This is a genomic window from Paenibacillus sp. J31TS4 (genome assembly GCF_018403265.1).
Classification (GTDB): domain Bacteria; phylum Bacillota; class Bacilli; order Paenibacillales; family NBRC-103111; genus J31TS4.
This window is the reverse complement of sequence record NZ_BOSI01000002.1, coordinates 680811-707100: the sequence shown is the minus strand read 5'-3', so window position 1 is coordinate 707100 and position 26290 is coordinate 680811. Positions and strand designations below refer to the sequence as shown.

Genomic DNA, 26290 nt, shown 5'->3' with positions numbered 1-26290 from the left:
CGTTAGTCCTGCATATCGGTTAATACGGAACATGGGGAAAGACGTTTCAGACTTAAACAAAAAACACTCCCAGCAGTCGGACAAACCGGCTATCAAGGAGTGCTTCAGTTTATTGCGTGGTAGAAAGAGCTTGTTGGACAAGCTGGTTGACTAGCTTGCCGTCCGCCCGGCCCTTTACCTTCGGCATAAGCGCGCTCATCACTTTGCCCATCTCCGCTTTAGAAGAAGCGCCTGTTTCTTGGATGGTCTGCTGTACAAGAACTCTAACCTCTTCTTCTGTCAACTGCTGCGGGAGAAACTCGGCAATGATCTCGATCTCAGCCTTGGCTTGTTCTGCCAGATCGTCACGGCCCGCTTTATCGAATTCTTGGAGGGAATCCCTGCGCTGTTTGATTTCACGATTCAATATATCAAGCACTTGGTCATCATCCAGCGTAGTTCGCTGATCGATCTCTATATTCTTAATCGCGGAGCGAATCATGCGGATTACGGAGAGTCTGAATTTGTTCTGGCTCTTCATCGCTTGTTTCATATCTTCGTTCAATCGATCGCTTAAGCTCATGATGAGTCCTCCTAGAACTTCCGCTTGCGTGCTGCCTCAGACTTCTTCTTGCGCTTTACGCTAGGCTTCTCATAGTGCTTGCGCTTTTTGATTTCAGCCAGAACGCCATCTTTGGCAATGGAACGCTTGAAGCGGCGAAGAGCAGCATCAATTGTTTCGTTTTTGCGAATTCTCGTTTCCGACACCAGATTTCCCTCCCTCCGAACAGACCGTCCAAGACCATAAAACACGGTTATCAAACTTCATTATAGATGAAACAGAAACCGGGTGTCAACCTACCGATTCACACGCACGCAGGACACGCAAAAAAGGCGGCCCGGCCGCCTATTCCTGGCTGTTGGCAGGCCCCAGCTTGCTCCCGCCCAGCAGATGAAAATGAAAATGGAACACGACCTGGCCGGAGTCCTTGCCGCAATTGTTGACGAGGCGGTAGCCCGTCTCGGCGACCCCGAGGTCTTTTGCCAGCTTCTGGGCGACGCGGTGAATTTCCGCGATGTCCTCCCAGTCTTCCTCCTGCACGTCGTTCATCGATTCGATGTGCTTGCGCGGAATGATGAGCGCATGAACGGGAGCCGCCGGCTGAATGTCATAGAATGCGACTACCTTGTCGTTCTCGAAGATCTTGTTGGAAGGAATCGAGCCCTGAGCAATCTTGCAAAAGATACAATCCAATGCCACTACCTCCACTAAACGCAGTCTAATAGATCCATAATAGCGAAAAAGGAAAGGCGAGTCCACTCGAGAGGACGGCTTGTCCATTTGCATCAGGATTCCTCTCCCGGAAGGCGTCTACTATGTTTCACCTGGGACGAAGACGGACGGCGAAAAGCCGGTCCCTTCCGACTTGCACGAAAGTGAACCGGCGGACAGGCACCCCGGTCTCCGCGCCAATCGGCCGTCCGGAAGCGGGGTAGGAAGCTGTTCTTAATAGTAGAACAGCAGCGACAATGTGCCGCCAGCATATGCATGGCTTGGTGAATGGATATCCGATAGAGCGGCCCGCGGCTATTTTAGTCCGGTGATGGTAATGCCCTCAATAAACTTCTTCTGCACGAAGAAGTACAGAATGACAATTGGCAGTGTAAAGATGGTGGAGGCCGCCATCAGCTGGCCCCAGGCGACCTTGTTCTCCTGAATGTACTGCTTTAGGCCGATAGAAAGCGTCCACTTGTCGGGATCGTTCAGATAGATCAGCGGCCCCTGGAAATCTCCCCACGCTCCCAAAAAGGTGAACAGTCCCACCGTCAGCAAGGCTGGCTTGGACAGAGGAAGCACGATTTGCGCATAAATGCGCAGCTCGGACGCCCCGTCTATTTTTGCGGACTCGGTCAGCTCATGGGGAATGCCCAGAAAAAACTGCCTCAGCAAGAAGATATAATAGGCGAGTCCCGTGCCGAACCAGGAGGAGAGCACGATCGGCCAATACGAATTCGTCAGGTCGATCTTGTTGAACATGACATAGATTGGAATCATCGTAACCTGAAACGGCAGCATCAGCGTACTCAGCATAATGTAGAACAGTCCGTTGCGCCCTTTGAAGTCGATCTTGGAGAAGCCGTAGGCCACCAAAGGAGCGATGACGACGACGCCGAGCACGCAAAGGGCGGCGATCCAGATGGTGTTGCCCATGTAGCGGAAATATGGAATGGCGTGAATCGCTTTGGTGTAGTTCTCCCATTGGATGGCGCCCGGCAGCCATTGAACCGGCACGACGAAGATCTCGTCGTCGGTTTTGAGCGACGTCAGGACAAGCCAGACGAAAGGCATCAGGAACAGGAGGCCGACGAGCGTCAGCACGAGATGGCTCATCGCCTTCCTGGCGGCTCCGCTCCGTCTTCTAGCGGCAGAACGCGGCGCTGCGGCTGCGTCTGCCGATTGCGGCGAGGCATTCATTAGCGGTCACCTCCGTAATACACCCATTTGGCTGAAGTCTTGAAGACGAGAATCGTCAGGGCGAAGACGACGGCGAACAGCAGCCAGGCCATTGCCGACGCATACCCCATGCGAAGGAATGAGAAGGCCGTCTGGTAGAGATACACCCCGTAAAAGAGAAGGGAATTCTCCGGTCCTCCGATCGCCTGCCCGTTACCTTCGGCGAAGACATAGCCTTGCGTGAACAGCTGCAGCGTACCGATGATGCCCATGATGACCTGGAACAGCGTCATCGGGGAGATGGCGGGGAGCGTGATCTGGCGGAATTTCTGCCAGGCGTTCGCCCCGTCGATCTCCGCCGCTTCGTAATACATCCGCGGCACCTCCTGCAGCGCTGCGAGATACATGATCGTCGCCGTACCGGTTCCCCAGAAGCCCATCAGCACGAGCGCCGGCTTCGTCCATTTCGGGTCGAGCAGCCAGTTCGGCTGGGGCAGGCCGATCCGCCCGGCCAGCTCGTTGATGAGCCCGTACTGGGCGTTGAGCAGCCACATCCACAGGAGCGTGGCCGCCACGATCGGAACAAGCGTAGGCAAGAAGTAGATCGTCCGGTAGATAGACTGTCCCTTGACGTTCCGGTTCAGCAGCAGGGCGATCGCAAGCGCGAAGGCCAGGTGCGGGAACAGTCCGAAGATAGTCATAAACAACGTATTGTAGAGCGAGAGCCATACTTTTGGATCGTCGAACAGCTCCTTGTAATTCGCCGCGCCGACCCATTCCGGCGGCGTGAACAGGCTGTACTCCGTCAGGCTGTAATAAAAAGAGGAAAGGATCGGATACAGCTGGAACAGCAGCAGGCCGGCGAGCCAAGGACTGATGAACAGCAGGCCGACCAGCAGGCGCTTCCGCTCTCTGCGCCGGATTCCGATTTGATTGCCGGCATTCATCCGCAAGTCCCCCCTGTCAGTTGGAATGAAGAACAGCAGAAAGCGAGCTCCTGCTGTTCTTAGGAACGCTTATTTCTTGGCCGCTTTGTCCGCCTTGGGCTGGATTTTGGCTACGACGGCATCCATCGCCTGCTGCGCGGTCTGCTGCCCCTTGAGCGCTTTTTCCGTCTCCTCGGACAGCGCCTGCAAGTATTCGTTGATGTAGATGCTGTTCGGGAAGCCGTTCAGGTTTTTGCTCTTGGCGCTTTCATAGAACTCCCACATCGACTTCAGCGACTCGTTCTTGGTCAGCTTGGGATTGTCGAGCGCCTTGAGGAGCACCGGAATTGTCTTGACCTCGGTTGCATACCGAATCTGGACATCCTCGGACAGCAGATACTGCATGAAGGTCCATGCCTCGTCGGCGTGCTTCGCTTTCGCTGGGATGAACATAGCGACGGGACTGACCATCCCCGAGTTTTTGAGCTCCGGACGGTCCTGCGGATAAGGGAACGGTGCGACGCCCAGCTCGCCGTTCTCGCCGCGCTGGTCATTGTACTTGTTCTCCCAGCCAATCATCATGCCGAGCTTCCCGGACAGAATCGGATCCTGCGGAGTGTTGGCTTTTCCCATCCCCGATTTGAATTTGGCGATCGCCTCGTTGCCGAATTCCTTGTAGAACGATGCCTGGTAGGCGATCGAATCGACGTTCGCCTTTTGATTCGCCGTCAGCTTGCCCTTGCCGTCCTCCCAGCTTCCTCCGAAGATGATCGGCCAGAAGACGTTGTCGATCCACGGATAATCGGGAATGAAGCCGATCTGCGTGATGTTCCCCTTGTCGTCCTTCTTGGTCAGCTTCTTGGCCGCATCGAGGAGCTCCTCGAGCGTCTCCGGCGGCTTGGCGATGCCGGCCTCCTGGAACATCTTTTTGTTGTAGAACAGCTTGTTGGACATGCTCATCGAAATCGGGAAGCCGTGCAGCTTGCCGTCCACCTTCATCCGGTCGAGAGCGGCGGGAATGATAGTCTCCGTCTGGAAGCCGCTCGTCTTGATCTTCTCCTCCAGGTTCAGCACCGCTCCCGCTTCGGACCAGGGGCCGATGTTGTTCCAGTACGTCATGACCAGATCGGGAGCGTTCCCGCCCGAAATGGCGGTCAGCTGCTTCTGCGGATCCTGGCTGCTGAGCGTCTTGACGCTGATGGCATCCTGGCTCGTGTTGAACGACTGCGCAATGCCGTCCAAAATTGCGGCGGCCTCGCCCGTGAGCGGATTCCAGAATTGGATTTCGACCTTTTCTTTCGGCTTCTGGGAACCGCCGGGCTGCCCCGAGCCGCCCGCTTGAGCGGGCTCACCGGATTTGGAGCAGCCGCCGAGCGCTCCGGCGGCCAGCAGTCCCGCCAATACGACGAGCATCGCTTGCTGCTTCTTTCCACGTTTCAATAGACTCACCCTTTCGGACAATTTGGTTAACGCCGTTTCGGTGACGATGCGGCTTCATCGGATGGTTTTTTCCGTGAGCGTCAGCGGCTCCTCCCTGCGAGGAACGACTGAATCTGCCGCTGCAGCTCGGTCTGGATGGCGTCCAGCGCCGGACCCGCTTCCCGCTCCAATTGGACAAAGGTGGCTTCTGGGTCGACGACCCCGTTGAACAGCGGCGAATAAAATTCTGCCTCCAGCCGGACATACCGGTTCAGCTCGGCCAATACGGGAGCGGGATCGAACGCAAAGCCCGTCAGCAGATCCGGCTGAAAGAAATCGGGATCGCGGAGTGCCCGCTCAAGCTCCCCGGCCATTCCCTCCTCCTTCAGCAGCCGATCGTCGGTCGGATTCCACAGCCAGACGAATGGAGCTTGGGCGTAGCGGTTGCTGAGCTGGCGATAGCCGTCCGGCCCGTCCGCTTCCCAGTGGACTCCCTCCAGCCCATAGGCAAGCAGATCATAATTTTCCTTGGTGTTGGCCCAATTGAGAAACTGGATCGCCGCTTCCTTCTGCCCGCTGCGGACCGGCACGGCGAGAAAATTCCATTGAGCGAAATCCGAAACTGCCTCTCCCCGAGCGGGGCGGTAGAACGTGAGACTTTCGTACTCCGCCTGCGGCGCATGCTCGCGCACCTTCTGCTGATAGCCGGCGCTCACGCCGAGATTGCCGGTCGGAAAGGCCGCTACCGTTCCGAATCGCCCGGGAGACTGAAAATCCTTCACGCCAAGCACGTTGGCATCCATAATGCCGTCCACGTACAGCCGGCGCGCTTCCGCGATCCAGGCGCGAACTGGGGAATCCTTCTCCTTCAGCACATTGTGCACCTTGCCGTCGTTGCCCTGGTAATAGAGCATCAGACTGCGGCTGAGTGCCTCAGTCGGCCGGATCTGGGTCGGATCGTCGTAATGCCGGAACGCCGCGAGGCTGTACAGCTGCTGGGAGGGAGAGCCCGCCGCGATGAGCGGAGTCATGCCCGGCAGCTTTTCCTTCACTTCATAGGCGAACCGGATCAGCTCGTCGTAGCTGCGGATTGGAGGAATGCCGAGCTTCTCCCGGATATCCTTGCGGACGTAATAGGAATGTCCCATTTGGTAGGAGTTCCCGAGCGGCACTGCCATGATCTTGCCGCTCACGCGGTTGGCCTCCCACATCTTCTCCGGCCGCTTGGCCAGCACGGCCGGGCCATACCGGCTGAGCAGGTCGTCTAGCGGTGCATAAAACCCGCTCGCGATCATTTCGCCAAGGTGAAGCCAGGGGGCGTCGAATACGAGGTCCAGGTCGGTGCCGGAGGCAAGCAGCACCTGCGAGGTGCGCCCGTAATCGTTCCACGGCACGAACTTTACCTCGATGCGCAGGTTCAACTCCTTCCGAAGCCGCTTCTCCGCCTCCTGCATCACGAGAGGAAAGTCCGCGGATGCTTCTCCCGGGAGGAGGAGCCGGATCGTTGCCGGATCAGCGGCCGTCACGGATGCGGGTCCGGTACGGAAGACGGCGAGCGTGAGACATCCTGCCGCGACGACCGCGACGGCGGCAACCATCAGCGCATGCCATGCTTTGCGTCGTAAAGTGATCGGCAAGTTCATCCCGCTTCCTCCTCCCGTTTCCCTGCGGCATGCTCCCGGTATTGGCTGGGCGTCATCCCGGTCGCCTTTTTGAAGGCGGTAAAGAAGTGGCTCCGCGTCAGAAAGCCCGATTGCTCCCCAATCTCAGCTACGGGCAGCGACGTCGTTACGAGCAGCTCCTTGACCTTGCGGATGCGCAGGTCAAGCAGATAGCCCGAGAGAGTGACGCCCTGGATGTCCTGGAAAAGCCGTCTCGCGTATTTGACCGACAGGGAGATATGGTCCGCCACGTCCTCCGCAGCGAGCAGCGGGTCCTGCAGGCGCGCCTGCAGGTAGACCTTCATCTCTTCAACCAGCCGATCCTTGCGTTCCAGGCTCTTGCGGCTCCCGAGCTGTTCCATAACGAGCAGCAGCTCGGCGTGCAGCCAGTCGCGCAGCTCCGCCAGCGTGGAGAACCGGTCCAGCTGCCGATCGATGCCGTCCACCTTCTGGAGCGCCGACAGGCTGTCGAATTCCTTCATAATCGTGAACAGAATGACCGTCAGGCGTACCCGGCATTCCGAATACCGCATGGCGGCCATCGGGCCGAACAGCTCGCCAAGCCGCTCGGCCAGCTCTTCTGTCCGGCCGGCCTTTACGGCGACGATCAGATGCTCGAGCGTTTTGGGCTCGGGAAGCGGCTGCAGCAAATTGGCATACGTCTCGTAATCCGCCTCCGTATAGATCCGGTCCTCGCCGCCGAGGAAGCGCAGCTTCGCCAGCTCGAGGCAAACGTCGTAGGCGGCGCGCAGATCATCCTCCCGGTGCTTGCGGTCGCTAAGAGCGATCGTCACGCCGAGCCCCGTCCGCGCGGCAATCCGCCGCTTCGCCCGCTCCAGCAGCTGGAGCAGCGCCTGCCATTCGCCGTCATAGCCGAGCAGCAGCACGAGGTGGTCGCCCGCCAGATCGACCGCCTCGCAGCCGGCTCCGCCGGACGCCAGAGTTTCCTCCGCGATCCGCGCTATGGCTTCCTTCCGCTGCCGGCGCGCATGCATATCCACGGACTCGGCCCATTGCCCGTACCGGTCGATCTTGAGCACCGCGAGGAACAGCGTCTCTCGTCCGGCGAGGCCCGAGGCGGCGACAGCGTCGTTGCGGACCGACTGGTTGACCCGGCCCTGCAGCACCCACTGCCGCATATACTCCGCCTTTGCGAGCGGGAACGCCGCCTGCAGCGAGCCCTTCATTTCGTCGACGCTCGTTGCGAGCCACTCAATGCCGTCCTTCAGAATCCGGTATTCGTCCCCTGGAAGCGGCCGATGCGGCCCTTTGTCCGGTTCAGCGGACAGCCGGGTGCTGACCTGCTCGGCGAGAGAGCGGAACGGACGGATGACCCGCCGGGAGTTCCAGAAGGCGGCGGCCAACAGGCAGAGCAGCACGAGTCCCGACCCGCCGAGGATGCCGTTGCGGAACGACTCGGCCTGCTGCCGAAACGTTCGGAGATCCGAGCGGGACACCACGGTCCATGCCTGGGACGCCAAAGGAGCGCGGTTGAGAAAGGGCCGCTCCTCCCCCCGTTCAGCGGCTGCCTCCGTCCCCCGCTCCGCGGAAGCCCTGCTCTCCTCGAGCACTCCTATTGCCGGGACCGCTTCCCTCTCTCCCAGAACGGGGCGATCCTGCTCGTCGAGAATCCAGATCTCGGTTCCCAGCCGCTCGTTGTTCTCGAGCAAAAACGCCTGCAGGGCTTCGCGGTCCAGCAGAACGGCCAGGTAGCCGTTCTCCGCCTTGCGGGCTGGAGTGGCCGGCACGAGCATTGCCGGATAGGTGGCCTCTCCAAGACGATGTGGGAAAAACTGAAGAAACGCCGGCGGGTCGGTCTCGAGGCGGTTCAGCATGGCGGGATCGGCGAACTGCTCGAACGGGACTACGCCGACGGCCGAATCCAGAACGGCCCTCGTGCTGCGGTTCACCAAGTAGACCCGCTTCAAAAAAGGCTCGGTCGCCATGTAAGATGAGACGATTTGAAGCGCTTCCATATTGGCGAGCGGCAAATTCCGGTCAGCCTGCAGCCAGTCCCGGATCGTGCGGTCTTCGTACATATTGAGTGAATAGGCTTTGAGCTTGCTCAGCAAAAAATCCGTCCGGCTGGCCGTCTGCGCAATCCGGTCCTGCTGAAACTCGCTCATCTGGGTATACGCGTATGCGGAAAACCGATGAGTCAGGTACAAGGAGCAGGGCACGACGATGACGGTCACCAGGATGCCGATCCATACATAGAGACGGATCGCTTGTTTGGTCAGCAGATAGCGCATGGCGAACCTCGCTTCGTTCCTTCTCCCCCCATTTCCGTGTCGCACGCCTGGCGCTTACCTCCTGCCGTCCGGCATCCCGTTAGCATCGTACCAGCCGCGGCGGTGCGCGGCCTAGTTCTCATTCGCCGGATCGGGTTCTCAATAGGCCAAAGCGTCTGCCGAAGGGGGGGATTCGGAGTTTTAGTTGTGGAGCGTTATTCCTTTAGACAGTTCGGCAAGACCTTGCCCGTTCCTCTCCCGGTTCCTCTGCACCACCTCCTCATGTAGTCCGCCAGAACTCCCCTCGAACGCAAAAAAACCGCCGTGTGCCTGCATTCGCACGCATACGGCGGTTCTCGTAACACACCTTTTATCATTTGTTGCAGCATTTCAGCCGGCCGCCTTCCCGCCTCGCGCGAAGCTCCCAGCGCGGTCTTGACGACACCTAATCGAATAGTAAGCACATGCCGCTAAAAGGTCTCCAGCTCGATCCTGCTGCCCCGTCCGGCAGCATCCGCCGGGTGGACGACCAGCCGGCGCGGCAGCCGGGCTTTGAGCTCGGGCACGTGGCTGATAATGCCGACCGTCAAGGCGTCGCTGTGCAGCTTCTCCAACGACCCGATGACCGTGTCCAGCAGCTCGGGGTCCAAGGTGCCGAACCCTTCGTCGAGGAAGAAGAATTCGAGCGGGTACTGGCCGTTCAGCTGAATCTGAGCAGACAGCGCAAGCGCGAGGGCGAGCGACGTCAGAAACGTCTCGCCCCCCGACAGCGATGCGACCGGCCGCCGAATGCCTCCGTTTGCGTCGTCGCGGATGACGAAGCCTCCCGCCGAATCGACCTCAAGCGCATAACGCTGCCGGGTCAGCTGTCCGAGCCGGCGGGACGCCTCGCGGCTCACCTGCATCAGCTGCTCCTCCGCCATGAACTCGACGAAGGCGTTGCCTCTCAGCACGGTTTGGAGCTTGCCGAGACGGCCCGCTTTCCGTTCCGCCGCGAGACGCTTCTCCTCAAGCGACCGCCAGTGGGCGTGCTTCTTCTCCAGCTCGTCCAGATCCCGTTCGGCCTTGGCCCGCCGCTGCAGCGCCTCCTCGTCCTCGCGGACGGCCTCGGCGAGCTTAGCCAGCCACGTTTCCCATTCTTCGTCCGTGAGCCGCTCCGGTCCGAGTCGCTCCGCGACCCGCTCGAGCCGGGAGCGGAGCTTGGCCGTCTCCTCGCGGTACTGCCGGACGTCCTCGGTCCAGGCCGCCGCCTGTTCCTCGTCCAGCCGGGCGGTCTCGACCTGACCCGGATCGTCGAACACCGAGCGGGCGAGCGCTTCGTTCCAGACCGTCTCCGTCTTCGTCCGCTGCTCGTTCCAGGTGCCGTATTCCTGCTTGACGGCTATGTACATTCGGCTCAGCTCCTGCAGCGCGTTCTGCAGCCGCTCAAGCCTCTCGCCGGCCCCTCGCTCGCGTGCGGTCAGTCCGGCGAGCCGCTCCTCCGCCTGCTGCAGCTTCCGGGCGGCCTGCTCTTCGCCGACGATGCCAGCGAGCTCCTGCTTCTTGAATCCAAGCAGCTGCTCGCGGCCCGCGCGGTCGGCCTCCAGCCGGACGCTCTCCTTCTCCGCGTCCGCGAGCGCCCGGCGGAGCCCCTCCAGCTTCTCGAGCGTCTGCTCGAGAAACGGCACACTCTTCTCCAGCCGCCCGCGCAGCTCCTCCGCGGCACGGTCGCTGGCGTGCAGCCGCTCGAGCTCGGCCGCGAGGCGCTCCGGCGGCAGCGCCGGGAACCGGCTCCGCCACTCGGCGGTGAGCCGCTCCGCCTCGGCGCGGGCGGCCGCGAGCTTGCGCGCGAGGCCCGCCTCGACGCCGCGCTGCGCCGCGAGCCGCGCGGCGGCATCGCCGAGACGGCGCTCCGCCTGCACGAGCTGCGCCGCCAGCGGCCGCGTGCGCTCGCCGAGCGCGGCGAGCCGCGAAGCCGCGGCGCCGAGCTGCTCGCCAAGCGCGGCGAGAGCGGCGCGCCAGGCAGCCTCGCCCGCGGCGGCCGGCTGCGGCGCGGCGCTCGCCGGCGCCGGAGCAGGCGCTGCCGGCGGCGCGCTTGCGGCCGCGGCCTCGGCGAGCCCGGCGGCGGCCGGCCCGGCGGGCGCGAGCGCGGCCTGCAGCCGCTCGAGCAGCAGCTGCGCGGCGCCCTGCTCGCGCCCGGTGCGGCCGTGCTGCTCGCGGGCGTCGGCGTGCAGCCGCTCGAGCCGGGCGAGCGCCTCCTCGGGCGGCGGCGCGGCGTGCCCGGCCGCGGCGGCCGGCTGCGGATGCTGCGCGGAGCCGCACACCGGGCACGGGCAGCCGGGCGCGAGGTCGGCGGCGAGAAGCGCGGCGAGCTGCCCGCGCTCCCGCTCGCGCTGCGCGGCCTGCTCGGCGGCGATGCCGGCCGTGAGCGCCTGCTGCAGCCGCTCGTGCTCGGCTGCGAGCGACTCGAGCAGGCCCGCGTCCTCGGCGGCGCGGGCGGCGGCTTCGGCGAGCTCGCCGGCCAGCCGGGTCCGGAGCGCCTCCGCTTCGCTTGCTTCTGCCTCTGCCGCCTGGGCGGATCGGGCAGCTTCTCCAGCTTCGCCCTCCAGCTCCTGCTGCTGCTTCTCCACAGCCAGCATCCGCTGATGGGCTGTTCCCGCTTCCTGTAACAGGAGGCGGTCTTCATTCTTCACTTCCGCCTTCTTCAGCTGCTCCTTCAATTCCGCCTGCAGCTGAAGAGCACGGTCGTAACGCTCCTTCTCCTTCGTTTCCTGCTCCACGAGAGAGCCCGCCCGGGCACCGGCTTCGCCGAGCTGCCGGATCAGTTCCCCGAGGCCGGCCTCCCCGGTCCGGATCTCCTCCTCAAGCCGGAGCGCGTGTCTCAGCTGCTCCAGCTCCCGGCGAACCGCCGGCTCCTCGTCTGCGAGTGCCCGCTTCGCGTTGGCATGCGCCTCCGCCGCTTCCCGGCGTTCGGCCTCCGCCTGCTCGTGCCGGCGCTCCGTCTCCGCAAGCCGGACGCCGAGCTCCTCGCTCCGGCGGGACGCCTCCCGCAGGTCCTGCAGGAGCGGATACAGCCGATCCGCCCGATCCGCGAGCGCAAGCTTCCGTTCGCGCTCAGCCATCTCTTCCTCGCGTCCGGTGAGCGCGGCCAGCGCCTCCTCGAGCCCGGCCGCTTCCTGCTGAAGCTCGTGCAGCTCCCGGCGCCGCCGGACGCCTTCCTCCGTTTCGGTTCTCGTCTTGCGCGCCTTGTCGGCGGCTTCGGCAGACTCCGTGAGCCTCTCCCGGGCGATGGCCAGTGCCTCCTCCGATGCGTCGCCGAGACCGAGCTGCTCGGCCCTCGTCTCCTTGAGAAGCGAATCGGTTTCCTTCACTTGCTGGCTAAGTCTCCCGTTCAGCACATCGCCGTACTGCTCGAGATGAAACAGCCGCTGCAGCATCTGCCGCCTCTCGCTGCCCTTGAGCGCGAGGAATTCGGCGAATTTGCCCTGCGGCAGCACCACGGCGCGCGTGAAGTCCTGCATCGACAGTCCGAGCAGCTGCTGCACGCCCTGGTTCACTTCGGCCACCTTGTCGGCCAGCACGACGCTCTCGCCGCGCGACAGATCGATCAGGCGGCTGACCGTATTGTTCACCGACAGGTCGTGCCCGCGTTTGAATTGACGCTCCACCCGATAGACTTTGCATCCGGACGCATGGGACAGCTCGAACTGGAACGCGACCGAGAGCGCCTGCTCAGCGTGGTTCAGAATGCCCTGCGTGCCGTTGCTCGCGCGCTCCACCTTGCCGTACAGCGCAAGCGTCATCGCGTCGAGCACGGTTGATTTGCCGCTCCCGGTCGGGCCGAAAATACCGAAGACGCCCGTGCCGCACAGCTGGGTGAAGTCGATCTCCTGCTTTTCCCGGTAGCTCTGAAGTCCCGCGAGGGACAGATAGACCGGCTTCATTCGTCCTTCCTCCCTTCGGGTGCAGCCTCGCCGGGCCCGCCTTCCTCCTGCAGCAGGTCCAGGAAGAGCCGGATGAGCTCCGCCTCCGGCTCCGCGCCCCCCGTCTGCCTCGTGTAGAACCGGCGGAACATCTCGTCAAGCGGCAGGCTCTTCTCAGCCTGCGGCTCGTAAGCTGTCGCCTGCTCGCGGTAGACCGGACGGATCGTCAGAATGCCGCCGTGGCTCTTGCGCAGCGACTGGATCTGCTCCATGGACAGCGAATCGTCCAGATGCAGCTCCAGGTCGATCCAGGCGTTGGCGTCCCGCCCCTCGTCCAGCCAGGCGTGCAGCTGCGCGATGCCGCCGTCGGCCTTCCACCGGACGAGCGGCTTGCCGCATGATAGGAAGATCTCTTCTGGGACGGCGGGGCCGCCTCCCGGCTTCAGGTCCACGATCGTCACCGATTTGGCCTGCCCCGCCTCCGAGAAGCTGTAGCCGAGCGGAGAGCCACTGTAGCGGATCGGCGACGACGCCTTCAGCGTCTGGGGACGGTGCAGGTGGCCGAGCGCCACGTAGTCGGCATTCACGCACAACGCCCCAGTATCGACCGTGTAGGCGCCGCCGACCTGGATCGGCCGCTCCGAATCCGTCTCGGCGCCGCCGAGCACGTACAGATGGCTCATGATGAGGTTGACTGTCTCCGGCTTGAAAGCGCCGGAGCATTTGCCTACGAGCCCGCGAATCTTCTCCGAATAGGCGAGCCGGAGCGCGGCTTCGTCCGAATCGGCGGACAGCAGCTCCGCGAGCCTCGCCTCCGACGGATAAGGCAGCGCGTACAGCATCGCCCGCTCGCCCGTCCGCGTGATGTCGATGGCGATCGGCTCCGCCGTCGGCAGGCCGACGAGCGTGATACCGTGCCCGCCGGCAAGCGGAGCCGAGGCCGCAATCCGGTCGGGATTGTCGTGGTTGCCCGCAATGACCGCAATCCGGCGGCGGCCTCCGGCAGCGAGCCGCGACATCGCCTCGTAGAACAGCTTCTCGGAGGCGGCGGGCGGATTGACGGAGTCATAGACGTCACCCGCCATCAGCACGAGATCGATCTGCTGATCGTCCGCGATGCGGACAAGCTCGTCGACGAATTGCTCCTGCTCCTGCTGCCGGCTTCTTCCCTCCAGCGTCCGGCCAAAATGCCAGTCCGCCGTATGTAGAATTCTCATCCGCCTTTACTCCTCCTCCGGTTTCCGGATATCCGTGCCGCTCACAAGCGCCGCTCCGTCGAAGAAATACAGATAGGCCTCCGTCAGCGGCTTCTTCAAGCTGTTCTCAATAGCGCGGCCGTACAGCTCCAGCTGGATCGCGTACCGCGCGGCCATCTCCTCGGGCGTCCGGCCGCGTCTCGCGTCCGTCTTGAAGTCCAGCAGGACGAGTCCTTCCTCGTCCTCGAACAGGCAGTCGATGACGCCCTGAATGAGGATCGTCTCTTCCCCGCCGTCCTGCTGCCCGTCGTCCAAGCCGGCGTGGAGCGTCTCCTCGTTCCGGCGCGCACCGGAATCGGGCTCTTCACCGGCCGGCTTGGGAACGCCGCCGCTCCCGAACACCTCGCGGGCCGGCAGGCCGTAGTTGAACGGCTGCTCGCGCAGCACCCGCGGCGCCCGAAGCAGACGGCGGCCAACCAGCGTCTCGAAGAACGTCCAAACGACATCTGCGTCCACCGCATCGGCCTGCTCCTGCGTGAGCAGCCGGTGGCCGACCATATCGGCGATGGTACGGCCGACGTCCTCTCTCGTCAGCCCTTCCCGAAGCGGCATCCGCTGCATGACCGCATGGTAGGCAGTCCCCCGCTCCGCCGCGTTCAGCCGCTTGTCCTCCCGGAATCTGGGCCTCCGGTAAACCCCGGTCGGCCTCGGCTCGGCCGGAGGCGCGAAGTGGCTGGCTTCCTCTGGTTCGGTCAGCGGACCGCCCTGCAGCAGCTCCTCCGCATCCCTCCTCCGCTTCATCTCCGTGACCGACGTCTTGGTCGGCATACGGGAGGCGGCCGGCCAGCGGTAGGCCCAGCCGAGTCGGCGCATGACCTCCCGGCCTTCTTCCGTCAGCGGACTCGCTACCGGCTTCAGCTGCCGCACGGCATCGAGCTTCTCTTCCTGCCCGGCCAACGCGTCGTGAGCCGCCGCCGCTTCTTCGAGCAGCATCCCCGAGGTGAGAACGTGCAGCTTCCAGAGAGAAGGGTCCTCAAGCGTCTTCACGCCCTCCGCCTCCTCGCGTCCCATCGCTTCGAGCTGTTGTCTGGAGGCGCCGTGCATGAGCAGCGACGGTCCCACCCAGTCCAGATAGCTCTTCGCCTGGGCGACATCGGCGTCCGCGAGCTCGCCGGACTCGCCGGCAGCGGCGGTGCGCGACCAGGCGGCAAGCTGCTTGTCCAGCGACTTGACAGTCCCAAGCAGGAACAGCTTCTCTCTCGCTCTCGTGAGCGCGACATAGAGGATCCGCATTTCCTCGGCGAGCAGCTCAAGCTTCATCCGTCTGCGAATGGCAAGCGTAGGCAGCGACGGATAACTCACCCGCTGCTCCAAATCGACGTACCGCGGACCGAAGCCCAGCTCCTTGTGTAGCAGGAACGCCGCCTGCAAATCCATCCGGTTGAAGCCTTTGCCCAGTCCCGCGACGAAGACGACGGGAAACTCGAGCCCCTTGCTCTTGTGGATCGACATGATCCGGACGACATCCTCCTGCTCGCCCAGCGCGCGTGCCGTTCCCAGATCGCCGCCGCTCTCCTGCATCCGCTCCACAAAGCGGAGGAACCGGAACAGGCCGCGGAACGAGGTCGCCTCGTACTGGCGCGCCCGGTCCTGCAGCGCGCGCAGGTTCGCCTGCCGCTGGATGCCGCCCGGCATCCCCCCGACGAACTCATAAAAGCCCGTCTCCCGGTACAGCGTCCGGATGAGATCCGTCAGCGAGCCCTGCCGCGCGTCCGTCCTCCAGCCCTCCAGCTGGCGGAGGAAGCGCACGATCCGGCCGCGCAGCTCCTCGCGGCCGCCCTCTTCCTCGGCAAAGGCGAGCAGAGCCGCGTAATACGACCCTTTCCGGTCCTTGAGCCGGATCGCGGCCAGCTCATCCGCCGACAAGCCGAGAATCGGCGACCGGAGGACGCCTGCGAGAGGAATGTCCTGGTAAGGGTTGTCGATCACCTTCAGGAGCGAGAGGACGATGTCGACCTCCGTCGCGGAAAAATACCCCGTGTTCAGATCTGCATAGGCAGGAATGCCGAGCAATCTCAGTTCTTCCATGAAGACGGGCGCCCAGCTCTGGGTCGCGCGAAGAAGGATCACGATATCGCGGTAGGTGGCATCTCGCAATCCTTTCTCCCGTTTGTCGTAGACCTGGAACGGCTTCCCGCCGTCCGCACCGAGCAGCCGGCGGATTTGAAGGCCGATGCTGCGAGCCTCAAGCTGTGCGGTCTCCCATTCCTGTCTTTCCTCCTCGGGGTCGGGCAGACCCGCTTCGGCCTCCGGCCCCTCGCCGTCCGCGGCTTCGCCCGCCGGCTCGTCCGGGCCTTCCGTCTCGTCCAGCCCGGTCCTGCTGCGGTCGATGAGCATCCACTCGACCGGCAGCTCGCGGCCTGCGGCCGCCTGCTCGTAATAGGAAGCGCCGTATACCAGCTCGGCATCCCGGTCGTAAGCGACCTCGCCGACCGTCTCCTTCATAAACCGCTTGAACAGGAAGTTAACTCCGTCCACAACCTCGCGCCGGCTGCGGAAATTGCTCGACAGGTCGATCCGGACGCCGTCTCCGGATCCATCCGAGCCGAAGCTTTTGTACTTGGCCAGAAACAAGCCTGGCTCGGCGAGCCGGAACCGGTAAATGCTCTGCTTCACGTCTCCGACCATGAACCGGTTGCCCGCTCCGTCCCGGCTGATCAGCGAGACGATTGCCTCCTGCACAAGATTCGTGTCCTGGTACTCGTCGAGCAGAATCTCGACGAACTGATTCCGGTAATCCTGCGCGGCAAGCGAGGGCCTCAGCTCGCCCGGCGGCGAGGCCGGGTCGGCCAGAATCGCCAGGCAGTAATGCTCCAGATCGCCGAAGTCGATCAGGCCCTTGCCGGCCTTCCCCTTCTGAAACCTGTCGCCGAACGCCAAGGTCAGCTCCGTCAGCATCTCCATAAGCGGACGCATGACGCCGAGCTCGCGCCGGTATTCCTCCGGGGTCCGCCCGAACAATTCGCTCTTCAGCTTGGCGAAGCGCGTCTTGGCGATTTCGCGCAGCTCCTTGGTCTGCTGCTGCAGCGCAGGATCCAGATCGTCTCCCTTGCACGGCTTGAGTCTGCCGAACGGGGCCGTCTGGAACGCGGCGTAGAGCGCCTCCCACTCCCCTTCACTGAGCTGGAGCAGCTCTGCCAGTGCGGCCTTCTCTTCGGTCAGATTGACCAGGTAGGGAGCGGGTCCGCCGGGGAGCCCCGCCAGACGGGACGCTTCCGCCAGCAGCCCGAGCATGCCCTCCAGCTCGAGACGCACGTCACGCTGCAGCGTCTCGAACCAGAGGGACGGCCGCTCTCCCTCCGGATCGAATAGGCCGGCCATCTCCTGCAGCCAGCCTGCGGGGTCGGGATGGCTCTGCGAGGCGTCGTGGAGACGGAGCACGAGCCGGAACAGCGCCTCGTCACTCCTCTCTCCCCCGAACCATTCGAGCAGCGTCCAGAACGGGCTGGCGGCATCGGCGTTCGTGTAGTACTCCTCGAACAATTCCTCCAGCACGTCCTGCCTCAGCATGTCCGTCTCCGTCTCGTTCGCAATCCGGAATCCCGGATCCAATCGGATCATCTGGTAATACCGCTGAATGACCTCCAGGCAAAAGGAGTGGAGCGTCGTGATCGAAGCGCGGCCGAGAAGCGCGAGCTGCCGGCGCAGATGCGCGGAGTCCGGTTTTGCGTACAGCGCCTTCTCAAGCGCTTCGCGGATGCGCTCGCGCATCTCCGACGCCGCCGCCTTGGTGAAGGTGGCGACCAGCAGCCGGTCCACGTCAACCGGCTCGCGCTCGTCCGAGACGCGCCGAATGATCCGCTCGACCAAGACCGCCGTTTTGCCGGAGCCGGCGGCGGCCGCCACCAGAATATTGCTGCCCCGGCGCGCGATAGCTTCCCACTGGCCGTCCGTCCATACGGCCCCTGCGGGCTTGGGAGGGACCGCGGACGATGTCACCGGCCGGGTTACGCTTGCTGCGCCGTCCCCTGCCGGGCGGACAGCTTCCTCGCGGACGATGTCGCCTGCTATCTCTGCGGCGGTCTCTCCGACGTCAACCATCTGGTCCTCTTTACCGTCCCCGCGGCCCGTCTCCGCCCAATCGGCGTCCCGGGTCGCGGGACCGGGCCTCGGTTCTTTCTTGTCATGCTCCGTCATTACGCCTCTTCTCCTTTCCTGTCGGATTGTCCGCCGTCATGGAACCGCCCTCGGTCCCTTCCGTCTCGTGTCCGGCTGCCACGCCTGGCGGCAGCAGCAGCCCTCCCGTTTGGGAGCTCGGTTCCGCTGGAGCCAGCGACGCCCAGACGTCGTCCTTGGTGCGCCGGTCCAGCACCCGATATTGGTTCCCCTCCAGCAGCGGATCGAACTGGCAGACCGGCCGGAACGAACAGAACGTACACGCCGCCTTGGGTCCCATCCGGAACGGCCGGATTCCCACTTCCCCGTTCGTCAGCTCGGTTCCGATTTGCCGGATGGTGCCGCGCACGTAGCTCCTCAGCTGGCTCCACTGCTCAGGCGTCGCAACCGACGCGTTGGAATAAAAGCCTCCGTCGGCTTTGAGAGCGACGGGGATGATCTCCGAATAGCCTTTGTCCAGCTTGGTGTCCATCAGCTGCACCGCTTCCTTGTCGGCCAGCACGAGCCCCTTCATCTTGAACCGTTTGCGCATCTCGGCGTCCGCGGCCTCCGGCGTCATCGGAGCCGACGCGCCGAGGATCGGATTGTGAACATGGAAGTAGAGAACCCCTGCCGGGGAGGCGGGCTGGCCGAGCCACTGCTCGGCATGGGTCAGCACAACGTCGAGATAGGTCAGCATCTGCAGCGACAGGCCGTAGTACAGCTCCGGCAGCCGCAGGTCCGTGCTGCTGGATTTGTAGTCGACGACCCGTAGCAGAAGCCCCCTCTCGCCGACGGCGGAGTCGACCCGGTCAATCCGACCGATCACTTCCATCACGCAGCCGTTCTCGAGCTCAAAACGAAGCGGCGGCAGCGGCTCGTCCGGCCCAAAGCCCAGCTCCAGGCCGACAGGCGCGAAGCCGCTTCTGCAGGCATGCTCGGCGAGAATGAGCGTCGCCCGGCCAACGATGCCCTTGAGCTTGCGGGCGATGTAGCGGTAGCGCGGCGTGCTGAGCAGAATCTCGCCTTGCAGGCGCGGCGCCAGCCGGTCCACCGTCTCGGACGCCCGGTCCAGCAGCTCGTCCGCCTGAAGCGTCGCCCAGTCGGCCTGCTCATGCTGGATCGACTGCACCAGGCCGCTCAGAGCGGCGTGGAACAGCTGGCCGATATCGGGAGCCTCGAGGCGGAACACCCTCCGCTCCTTGAGCCGCAGTCCGTGGGAAGCGAACTGCGAGAACGGGCAGGCGACGAATTTCTCCATACGGGAGACGCTCGCCTGCAGCCGGGTTCCGTACAGCTGGCGGCTCGTCTCCGGCGCGAGCGGCTCCTCCCTGTTCGTGAACTGAAGCGAGCGCGTCATCATCTGCACCTTGTCCTGCCAGTCGTCCCGGGTCACGAACCAGTTGTAGACGTCCCACCAAAAAGGCGACATCTCCCCCGTCTTCATCCACTGCTTGATCTGCACGATCAGATACGAAATCGCCTGCGCCGTCGGCGATACGTAGCCCATCTGCTCGGACAGCGGCTGTTCCGGAGACGGCTCCGCGAGGAGCATGGTCTCCGCGAGGAGCGGAAACATGGCACGCACCTGCCTGACGATCTCGGACGGCAGCAGCGCCTTGCCCTCGTCGTCGGCGAGCGGGTAGCTGATCCACAGATGCTCGGACGGCGTGCAGAAGACCGAGTAAAGAAGCAGCTGTTCGTCCAGCTGCCGGCGCCGCCCGCCGTCGGCGAGTCCCATCCCCGCCTCGCACAGAAACTCCCTCTCGTTCTCAGACAGAATGCCGTCGAGATTCACCTTGGCCGGCATGACGCCATCGTTCACGCCCAGCACGAAGCAGTACTTGATCCGGGTCGACCGGGTCCGGTCGATGCTGCCGATCAGCACCTGATCGACGGCGGGGGGGACGTGTCCGAGCCGAATGCTGTCCAGACCGGCGTCCACCAGATCGGCGAAGCGCCCGGGCTCCATCGCATCGTCCCCCAGCATCTCGTCGAGCTGGTCGATCAGATCGATCAGCCTGTCCCACATTTGGGCATGCTCTCTTGCCTTCTCCGGCTGTCCTGCCCCCAGTGCCTCGTCGCTCCAGCGCTCTAGCCGCTCCGGCGCCCTAACCTCATCCAGCAGGACATACAGCGCCTCTGCCATCTCCCGGACGGTACGGGCCCGGCCGAAGCTCTCCTCGAACCGCTCAAGCGGACCGGTGACGAGCCTCCGGCAGAGGCGGATCATCCTCACATAGTCCGGATCGGGCCGGTGAAGCTGCCCGGTCTCCTCCTCTTCCAGCGCCAGCTCACCCTGCAGCATCCACGACCGCTCGTCCTTCCAACGGTAGCCCTGGATACCGTAAGCGAGCACATGGTTCTCCAGCTCGTCCATCTGATGGCGGCCTACGGCGACGCCGTCCGCCTCTCCCTCCAGCGGAAGGAAGAAGTCCGTCTTCACGCAGCGGAACACGGCTTCGTACCGCCAGTGGTGCAGCGCCACATCGAGAGCCGACCGGACGAATTCGGCCAGCGGATGGTGCGTCACGCTTCGCTTCTTATCGAGGAAGTAAGGGATGCCGAACTCGGCGAACACGGAGGCGATCCGCTCGCCGTATCCTTCCATGTCTCGGACCATGACGGCCATATCCCGCCAGCGGACGCCCTCGTCGGCGGCCAGCCGGAGCATCCGTCTCGCCACTCCGTCCACCTCGGCCTTCGGGTTCGCGGCAGCGTTCACCGACAGGCTGCACGGGGCGTCCGCACTGCCCGCGTACGGCTCCGTCCGCCCAGACAGCCGGTGGTCAAACTGACTCTCCAGGTGGGCGAGCATCGGGCTGCTCAGGTACCGGGGAGGCGTCGGGTTCTCCAGCACGACGACCTCCTCCGACCGGATGCCGGCCCCCTGCGCCCAGCTCCTCAGCCTCGCCATGGCGGCGGCTGTCGGATAGAACAGGTCCAGCTCATCGGGCTCGTCCCCGGCCTCATACGGGCGGTCGAGACAGAGCGTCACCGTCACCGAGCGGGCGTGGCGTGCGCACTGCAGAATTGCTTGCATCTCCAGAGGAGTGAAGCCGAAGAACCCGTCGACCCACAAATCGGCCCCCTCCAGCAGCGTACTAGCGGGCAGCTGCCGGACCATATGGTCGAGGTAGCTGTCGGTGTCGAGATAGACGCCGGCCATCGCCGCTTCGTAGTCCTCGTAGAGCGTCTGCAAATCGGCGAGCTTCTGCTTCAGCAGACCGGGCTCCTCCTCGAGGAGCGGAGCCAGCCGCTTGCCATGTGCGGAGAACGCCTGCGCCTGAATGCACTGCTTCTTCAGCTCGTCGAAAAATCCGAGCACCTCTCCCGCGAAGCCCGCCTTGTCCGCGGAAGCGTGAAACAGCTCGAAGCGGTCCGCATGCTTGTGCAGCAGACGCTGGACGAGCATCGTCTTGCCTGTCGCGTCGATCGGCACGCCGGAGGTGCCTCCTGTCTCCTGCATGATCCGCCAGGCCAGACGGGGAAAGCTGTACACCTGGGCGCGAATCATCCCGGCGATCCCCGGCGTCGTCACCAGCGCATGCTCCGCCTGGAACGTCGCCTGCTCGGGCACGAGCAGCAGAAGGGGTGGGCCGGAAGGATCCCTCCTCAGCTCGCTCCTAATTTCGTCCAAACATCTCTCGGTCTTGCCGCTTCCCGCCCGTCCGATCACAAAGCGCAGTGCCATTCCGTTGTTCCTCCCTCTTGCTCTATCCTTCTATTCTATCACACTCGTATGGGAGAGGGGAGATCGTTTGTTCGCCTCTTCATTGGAAAGCCGTGGCAGCATCTCCTCGTGCCTACCGCTCGCACTCCGGCCCTTCGGCGCTCGCCGGTCCGCCTCGGCGGATCCACGGGGCGGAGCCGGGGGCGCTTTGCGACCAGCCGAAAGCGGTTCGCCTTAAGCAGCCGAAGGCGATTCGTTGCCAGTTGCCGGCAGCCGGAAAAACGGCAGAGAGCCCTAGCCCGGATGAGCCCGGACTAAGGCGCCGCTTTCGTATGGAGATTCCGCAGCGGCCGCCGGTTCAGCGGGAGGCCGTTTTCTTGCTGCGGACTTCAAAAATCGCGTATTTCAGGTAATGGCCTTCGTCGACGCCGAGGATGCGGGGATGGTCCTTCCCGGCTCCCGTGAATGCGATCAGCCGGAGCGTCTTGCCCGCGTCGGTCGCCGCCTCGTGAATCGTCTCCAGGAACAGATCCGGCCGCATGTGGTACGAGCAGCTCGCGGTAACCAGATAGCCGCCCTCGTTGACCAGCTTCATCCCGTGCAGGTTGATATCTTTGTAGCCCCGGCAGGCACCCTCAACGGCGCTGCGCGTCTTGGCGAACGCCGGCGGGTCGAGAATGACGACGTCCCATGTCCGGCCTCCGGTCAGCTTGACGGACGTATCGACCTTGCTCGCGCCGGCTGCCGCGCGCTCCTTCCGCTGGTCCAGCCCGTGCACTTGCTCCCGCAAATAGGCAAAAGCGTCCGCCACGACGAACTCAACGCGGTCCGTGAAGCCGTTAAGCTCCACGTTCCGCTTCGCTGTTTCGATCGCGTGCTCGGAGACATCGAGGCACGTCACCTTCTTGGCGCCGTACTGGCAGGCGTGCAGCGTGAAGCTGCCGGTATGCGCGAAGCATTCGAGCACCGTCGCCCCGTCCCAGTACGGGAAGGTGACCTCCTTGCCGTTGGCGTTGACCGGCACCAGCCGGCTTTCTCCGTTCTCCTCCCGGATCTCCTGGCGTTCAATGCCGCTGCGCGCTCCCCAGCCGGTCATGAGCGGCTGCAGCATCGCGCGATTCTCCCTCTGGTCGAAGAAATATCCGGTCTTCTGCCCTTCCTCGATATCGACCTCCAGCTTTAGGCCGTTCTCCCTGATTTCCACATACCGCGGACAGTCGCCGTACAGCGGTCCTTTCCGCTGCTCCAGCCCCTCCAGCTCCCGGACCGATACGTCGCTGCGCTCGTAGATGCCCGCCGGACCAACCACACGGACGAGCGCCTCCACAATCGCCTCCCGCCGCTTGTCCATCCCCAGCGTAAGCAGCTGGACGACGAGCACCTCGCCGAACTTGTCGACGATGAGTCCGGGCAGGTAATCCGCCTCGCCGTACACGAGCCGGCAGGATGAAGGGTCCTCCAGAAACCGGCGGCGGTGTTCCAGACAGCGGCGGATTCTCTCCTCGAAGAAAGCCGTGTCCATCTCGGCTAGCTCGTCAAAGGAGACAAGACGTACGACGATCTGCGACCGTTCGTTAAAATAGCCCGTTCCCAGCAGCTGGCTCTTGTGGTTCCGCACACGGACAAGCGCGCCCGGCTCAGGCTCGCCCTCTACCCGTTCCACCTCATTCTGATAAATCCAGGGATGTCCTTCTTCCGTGCGCGGCTTGCGCTTGCGCTTCAGCCATATGTCTGCCATACGCTTCCTCCCATCATGTTCGGCGGTTGTCCCGCATATACATAAACCATTTCCAGCAAAAAGGAGACAAGCCGGCATGTTCACCGCACTCTTCGTCCCCATGTCCCTCGGCCTCGCCGTCTTCCTGCTCGGCATGAAGAGCATGGAATGGGCGCTTCACCAATGGGCGGGCCAGCATCTGAAAACGGCGCTCGAGCGATTCACCCGCACTCCGCTCCGCGGCATGGCCGCCTCCACCGGGCTGACCGCCGCTATGCAGAGCAGCACCGCCGTCACCGTCATCGCGATCGGACTCGTCAATACCGGCCTAATGACCTTTCCGCAATCGCTCGGGATCATCCTCGGCACGAACATCGGCACGTGCCTCACCACCGAGCTGATCGGCCTGCAGCTCGGCAAGAACGCACCCGGCCTGTTCGCCGTCTCGCTCGCCCTCTTCCTGCTGAGCTATCTGCTGCCCGAGCTGCGGTCGAAGCCCCAACTGTGGAGCCATCATCTCCGCTACGTCTCGCTCGCCGTATGCGGATTCGCCTGTCTGCTGCTCGGCATGGAGGTTATGCAGTCCATTCTGCCCGAGCTGCGGTCACTCGGCTTGTTCGGCTGGTTCGTCGACCAAGCCAAGAGCAGCCTCCTCTGGGCGATGATTGCCGGAGCGGTGCTGACCGGATTGATCCACAGCAGCGTCGTGACGATCACGATGGCGATGGGCCTCGCCTCGGTCCAGGCGATCAGCCCGGAAGTCGGCATCGCCATTACGATCGGCGCGAATGTCGGCACGTGCGTCACTGCCTTGATGGCGAGCATCGGCGGCAGCCGGTACGGCGTCTATGTTGCCTGGTCCCATATCCTGCTCAATGTAGGCGGCGCCGTGCTCTTCTATCCGCTCCTGTCCGTGCTCGCTAACGGAGTGAGCTACCTGGCAGATGCCCCAGCCACCCAGATCGCCCATGCCCAGACGATCTTCAACATCGTCAGCTCACTCGTCGCGCTGCCTCTCTGCTATACCCCTCTGATCCGAAGGCTGACGTGAGGCGCCTTCCTATCGGCTGCTCTCGTCAGCGGCTCTCCGCCGCTCCTTCCGCCTTCAGCTTGAGCAGGGCTTTCTCCACTACGGAAACATTGTTGTCGTAGCCCGCTCTGCACTGCTGGCTCCACGCCTCGTCGGGCGAGAGCCATTCGACGCCGCGGATTTCCTCGATCTGGGCCTGAAGCTCGCCGTCCAGCGCCTCCACGAGGAAATAATGGACCTCCTTGTCCACCTCGCCCCGATCCGGATGGGTATACCGGTATCCCACGACTTCGAGCGGGTACCGGATCGTACCCCGGATGCCCGTCTCCTCCTCGATTTCCCGCAGCGCCGCCTGCTCGACCGTCTCCCCTTCTTCCAGCTTGCCCTTCGGGAGCGTAATTTTGCCGAACCGGTCCTGGATCATCTGGATTTCGAGCGCGCCGCCCTTCCTGCGGTACACAACGCCGCCTGCCGACAGCTCCTTCACCTTCATCCTTCCTCTCTCCTCTTCTCTTGTATGGACAAAACAAGAAGGATTCCGCTCCGTCCTCCCGGACGGCAGCGAAATCCTCACACGCGTTTTTCTTCTAACGGACGGTGCTAGACGACCGCTGCCCGATCCTCGTCCAGCACGCGGACGAAGCTGCCGCGGCATTCGTTTACGCCCGCTTCGGTCAGCTTGACCTTGACGAGCTTGCCCAGCATATCCTCGGTCCCCGGGAAGACGACCTGGATGTAGTTGTCGGTATAGCCCGCCAGCAGGCCGCTGTCCGGAGCTTCCTTGAAGGGGCCTTCCGGAATGACTTCCAGCACCTGGCCGACGAACGGCTGAGCGTAAGCGAGCTGCAGCCGCTCCGACAGGTCGAGAAGCTCGTGTACGCGCGCGTTCTTGATCTCCTCGTCCACCTGATCCTCCATCCGCGCAGCAGGCGTCCCGGTCCGCTTGGAGTACGGGAAGACATGCATCTCTGCGAACTGCATCTGCTCCATGAACCTGTACCCCGCCCGGAACATCTCGTCCGTCTCCCCCGGGAAGCCGACGATGACGTCCGTCGTGATAGCCGCATCCGGCATAATCCGGTGGATCAGGTCGATCTTGCGCCCGTACTCGGCCGTCGTGTACTTGCGGCGCATCCGCTTCAGTACCGTATCGTCTCCGGCCTGCAGCGGGATATGGAAGTGCCGGCACATCTTGTCTGAAGAGCCGAGCGCATCCAGCACCTCCTCGGTGATCTGGCTCGCTTCGATCGAGCTGATCCGCACGCGGCGCAGCCCGTCGACCTTGTCCAAATCGCGGAGCAGGGCGGCCAGGTTGTAGCCCTCGAGGTCCTCCCCGTAGCCGCCGGTATGAATCCCGGTCAGCACAATCTCCTTGTAGCCCGCATGAACGAGCTGATGGGCCTGCCGGAGGACGCTGTCCGGCTTGCGGCTGCGCAGCAGCCCCCGCGACCAAGGAATGATGCAGAAGGTGCAGAAGTTGTTGCAGCCCTCCTGAATCTTGAGGAACGCCCGCGTCCGGTCGCTGAATTCCGGTACGTCCAGCTCCTCGAACTCCCTCGTCTTCATGATGTTGCGGACGGCGTTGATCGGCTGCCGCTCCTCGCGGAACCGGTTGACCAGCGGAATGATTTTGTCGCGGTCCTGGGTGCCGATGACAAGATCGACTCCGGGAATGGCCGCCACCTCCGCCGGAGACGTCTGCGCATAGCAGCCGGTTACGGCGATGATGGCGTCCGGATTGCGGCGAATGGCACGGCGGATGACCTGCCGGCTCTTCTTGTCACCCGTATTGGTGACGGTGCACGTATTGATCAGGTAGACGTCAGCCGTCGACTCGAAGTCGACTTGCTCGTACCCCTCCTGCTTGAACAGCTGCCAGATCCCTTCCGTTTCGTAGTAGTTCACTTTGCAGCCCAGTGTATGAAAAGCAACGCTTGGCATTGCAA

At 63.4% G+C, this 26290-nt stretch carries 16 protein-coding genes; 1 reads left to right on the top strand and 15 read right to left on the bottom strand.

From position 1 onward, the window contains the following. Positions 1 to 109: 109 nt before the first annotated feature. From KJS47_RS13960 to KJS47_RS13900, 13 genes are all read right to left on the bottom strand, one after another. Complete coding sequence (locus KJS47_RS13960) at positions 110 to 562, bottom strand: GatB/YqeY domain-containing protein (protein WP_213525638.1); 453 nt, start codon at positions 560 to 562, stop codon at positions 110 to 112. Positions 563 to 573: 11 nt separating this feature from the next. After that, positions 574 to 747 (bottom strand): 30S ribosomal protein S21, encoded by a 174-nt coding sequence (gene rpsU, locus KJS47_RS13955; RefSeq protein WP_213525637.1) that lies wholly within the window; start codon positions 745 to 747, stop codon positions 574 to 576. 139 nt (positions 748 to 886) lie between these two features. Beyond that, complete coding sequence (locus KJS47_RS13950) at positions 887 to 1234, bottom strand: histidine triad nucleotide-binding protein (RefSeq protein ID WP_213525636.1); 348 nt, start codon at positions 1232 to 1234, stop codon at positions 887 to 889. Between the two features lie 333 nt (positions 1235 to 1567). Further along, positions 1568 to 2455: a carbohydrate ABC transporter permease gene (locus KJS47_RS13945; RefSeq protein ID WP_374707033.1), complete on the bottom strand. Its 888-nt coding sequence runs from the start codon at positions 2453 to 2455 to the stop codon at positions 1568 to 1570. After that, on the bottom strand, positions 2455 to 3381 hold the full coding sequence (locus KJS47_RS13940) for a carbohydrate ABC transporter permease (RefSeq protein WP_213525635.1): 927 nt from the start codon (positions 3379 to 3381) through the stop codon (positions 2455 to 2457). The genes KJS47_RS13945 and KJS47_RS13940 overlap by 1 nt, the downstream gene beginning before the upstream one ends. A 69-nt stretch (positions 3382 to 3450) precedes the next feature. Further along, positions 3451 to 4800: an ABC transporter substrate-binding protein gene (locus KJS47_RS13935; RefSeq protein ID WP_249716374.1), complete on the bottom strand. Its 1350-nt coding sequence runs from the start codon at positions 4798 to 4800 to the stop codon at positions 3451 to 3453. Positions 4801 to 4880: 80 nt separating this feature from the next. Beyond that, complete coding sequence (locus KJS47_RS13930) at positions 4881 to 6422, bottom strand: extracellular solute-binding protein (RefSeq protein WP_249716373.1); 1542 nt, start codon at positions 6420 to 6422, stop codon at positions 4881 to 4883. After that, entirely contained in the window at positions 6419 to 8737 is a 2319-nt protein-coding gene (locus KJS47_RS13925) for an AraC family transcriptional regulator (protein ID WP_213525634.1), read from the bottom strand. Before KJS47_RS13925 ends, KJS47_RS13930 begins: the two co-directional genes overlap by 4 nt. Before the next feature lie 404 nt (positions 8738 to 9141). Beyond that, positions 9142 to 12594, bottom strand: a complete 3453-nt coding sequence (locus KJS47_RS13920) for an AAA family ATPase (RefSeq protein WP_213525633.1) — start codon at positions 12592 to 12594, stop codon at positions 9142 to 9144. Continuing rightward, positions 12591 to 13790 carry an exonuclease SbcCD subunit D gene (locus tag KJS47_RS13915; RefSeq protein ID WP_213525632.1) on the bottom strand — a complete coding sequence of 400 codons (1200 nt, stop codon included), beginning with the start codon at positions 13788 to 13790 and terminating at the stop codon, positions 12591 to 12593. Before KJS47_RS13915 ends, KJS47_RS13920 begins: the two co-directional genes overlap by 4 nt. Positions 13791 to 13796: 6 nt before the next feature. Then, positions 13797 to 17966 (bottom strand): helicase-exonuclease AddAB subunit AddA, encoded by a 4170-nt coding sequence (addA, locus tag KJS47_RS13910; RefSeq protein ID WP_249716371.1) that lies wholly within the window; start codon positions 17964 to 17966, stop codon positions 13797 to 13799. Next, positions 17953 to 21618 carry a helicase-exonuclease AddAB subunit AddB gene (gene addB / locus KJS47_RS13905; RefSeq protein WP_213525631.1) on the bottom strand — a complete coding sequence of 1222 codons (3666 nt, stop codon included), beginning with the start codon at positions 21616 to 21618 and terminating at the stop codon, positions 17953 to 17955. The genes addA and addB overlap by 14 nt, the downstream gene beginning before the upstream one ends. A gap of 337 nt (positions 21619 to 21955) precedes the next feature. Next, positions 21956 to 23335, bottom strand: a complete 1380-nt coding sequence (locus KJS47_RS13900) for a class I SAM-dependent rRNA methyltransferase (RefSeq protein WP_213525630.1) — start codon at positions 23333 to 23335, stop codon at positions 21956 to 21958. 76 nt (positions 23336 to 23411) lie between these two features. Here KJS47_RS13900 and KJS47_RS13895 point away from each other — a divergent pair, with 76 nt between their 5' ends. Continuing rightward, positions 23412 to 24365, top strand: coding sequence for a Na/Pi cotransporter family protein (locus KJS47_RS13895; protein WP_213525629.1), 954 nt, complete (start codon positions 23412 to 23414; stop codon positions 24363 to 24365). A gap of 25 nt (positions 24366 to 24390) precedes the next feature. On the opposite strand, the gene KJS47_RS13890 is transcribed toward KJS47_RS13895, so the two are convergent. Both KJS47_RS13890 and mtaB read right to left on the bottom strand, forming a co-directional pair. Then, entirely contained in the window at positions 24391 to 24837 is a 447-nt protein-coding gene (locus KJS47_RS13890) for an NUDIX hydrolase (protein WP_213525628.1), read from the bottom strand. Positions 24838 to 24944: 107 nt separating this feature from the next. Beyond that, positions 24945 to 26285 (bottom strand): tRNA (N(6)-L-threonylcarbamoyladenosine(37)-C(2))-methylthiotransferase MtaB, encoded by a 1341-nt coding sequence (mtaB, locus tag KJS47_RS13885; RefSeq protein ID WP_213525627.1) that lies wholly within the window; start codon positions 26283 to 26285, stop codon positions 24945 to 24947. Positions 26286 to 26290: the final 5 nt, after the last annotated feature.

Bases quoted from the DNA above. Each gene is read 5' to 3' on its own strand.
- KJS47_RS13940 (WP_213525635.1), bottom strand. From the start codon at position 3,381: ATGAATGCCGGCAATCAAATCGGAATCCGGCGCAGAGAGCGGAAGCGC.
- KJS47_RS13960 (WP_213525638.1), bottom strand. From the start codon at position 562: ATGAGCTTAAGCGATCGATTGAACGAAGATATGAAACAAGCGATGAAG.
- KJS47_RS13915 (WP_213525632.1), bottom strand. From the start codon at position 13,790: ATGAGAATTCTACATACGGCGGACTGGCATTTTGGCCGGACGCTGGAG.
- KJS47_RS13930 (WP_249716373.1), bottom strand. From the start codon at position 6,422: ATGAACTTGCCGATCACTTTACGACGCAAAGCATGGCATGCGCTGATG.
- addB (WP_213525631.1), bottom strand. From the start codon at position 21,618: ATGGCACTGCGCTTTGTGATCGGACGGGCGGGAAGCGGCAAGACCGAG.
- KJS47_RS13900 (WP_213525630.1), bottom strand. From the start codon at position 23,335: ATGGCAGACATATGGCTGAAGCGCAAGCGCAAGCCGCGCACGGAAGAA.
- KJS47_RS13945 (WP_374707033.1), bottom strand. From the start codon at position 2,455: ATGAATGCCTCGCCGCAATCGGCAGACGCAGCCGCAGCGCCGCGTTCT.
- KJS47_RS13920 (WP_213525633.1), bottom strand. From the start codon at position 12,594: ATGAAGCCGGTCTATCTGTCCCTCGCGGGACTTCAGAGCTACCGGGAA.
- mtaB (WP_213525627.1), bottom strand. From the start codon at position 26,285: ATGCCAAGCGTTGCTTTTCATACACTGGGCTGCAAAGTGAACTACTAC.
- KJS47_RS13890 (WP_213525628.1), bottom strand. From the start codon at position 24,837: ATGAAGGTGAAGGAGCTGTCGGCAGGCGGCGTTGTGTACCGCAGGAAG.
- addA (WP_249716371.1), bottom strand. From the start codon at position 17,966: ATGACGGAGCATGACAAGAAAGAACCGAGGCCCGGTCCCGCGACCCGG.
- KJS47_RS13895 (WP_213525629.1), top strand. From the start codon at position 23,412: ATGTTCACCGCACTCTTCGTCCCCATGTCCCTCGGCCTCGCCGTCTTC.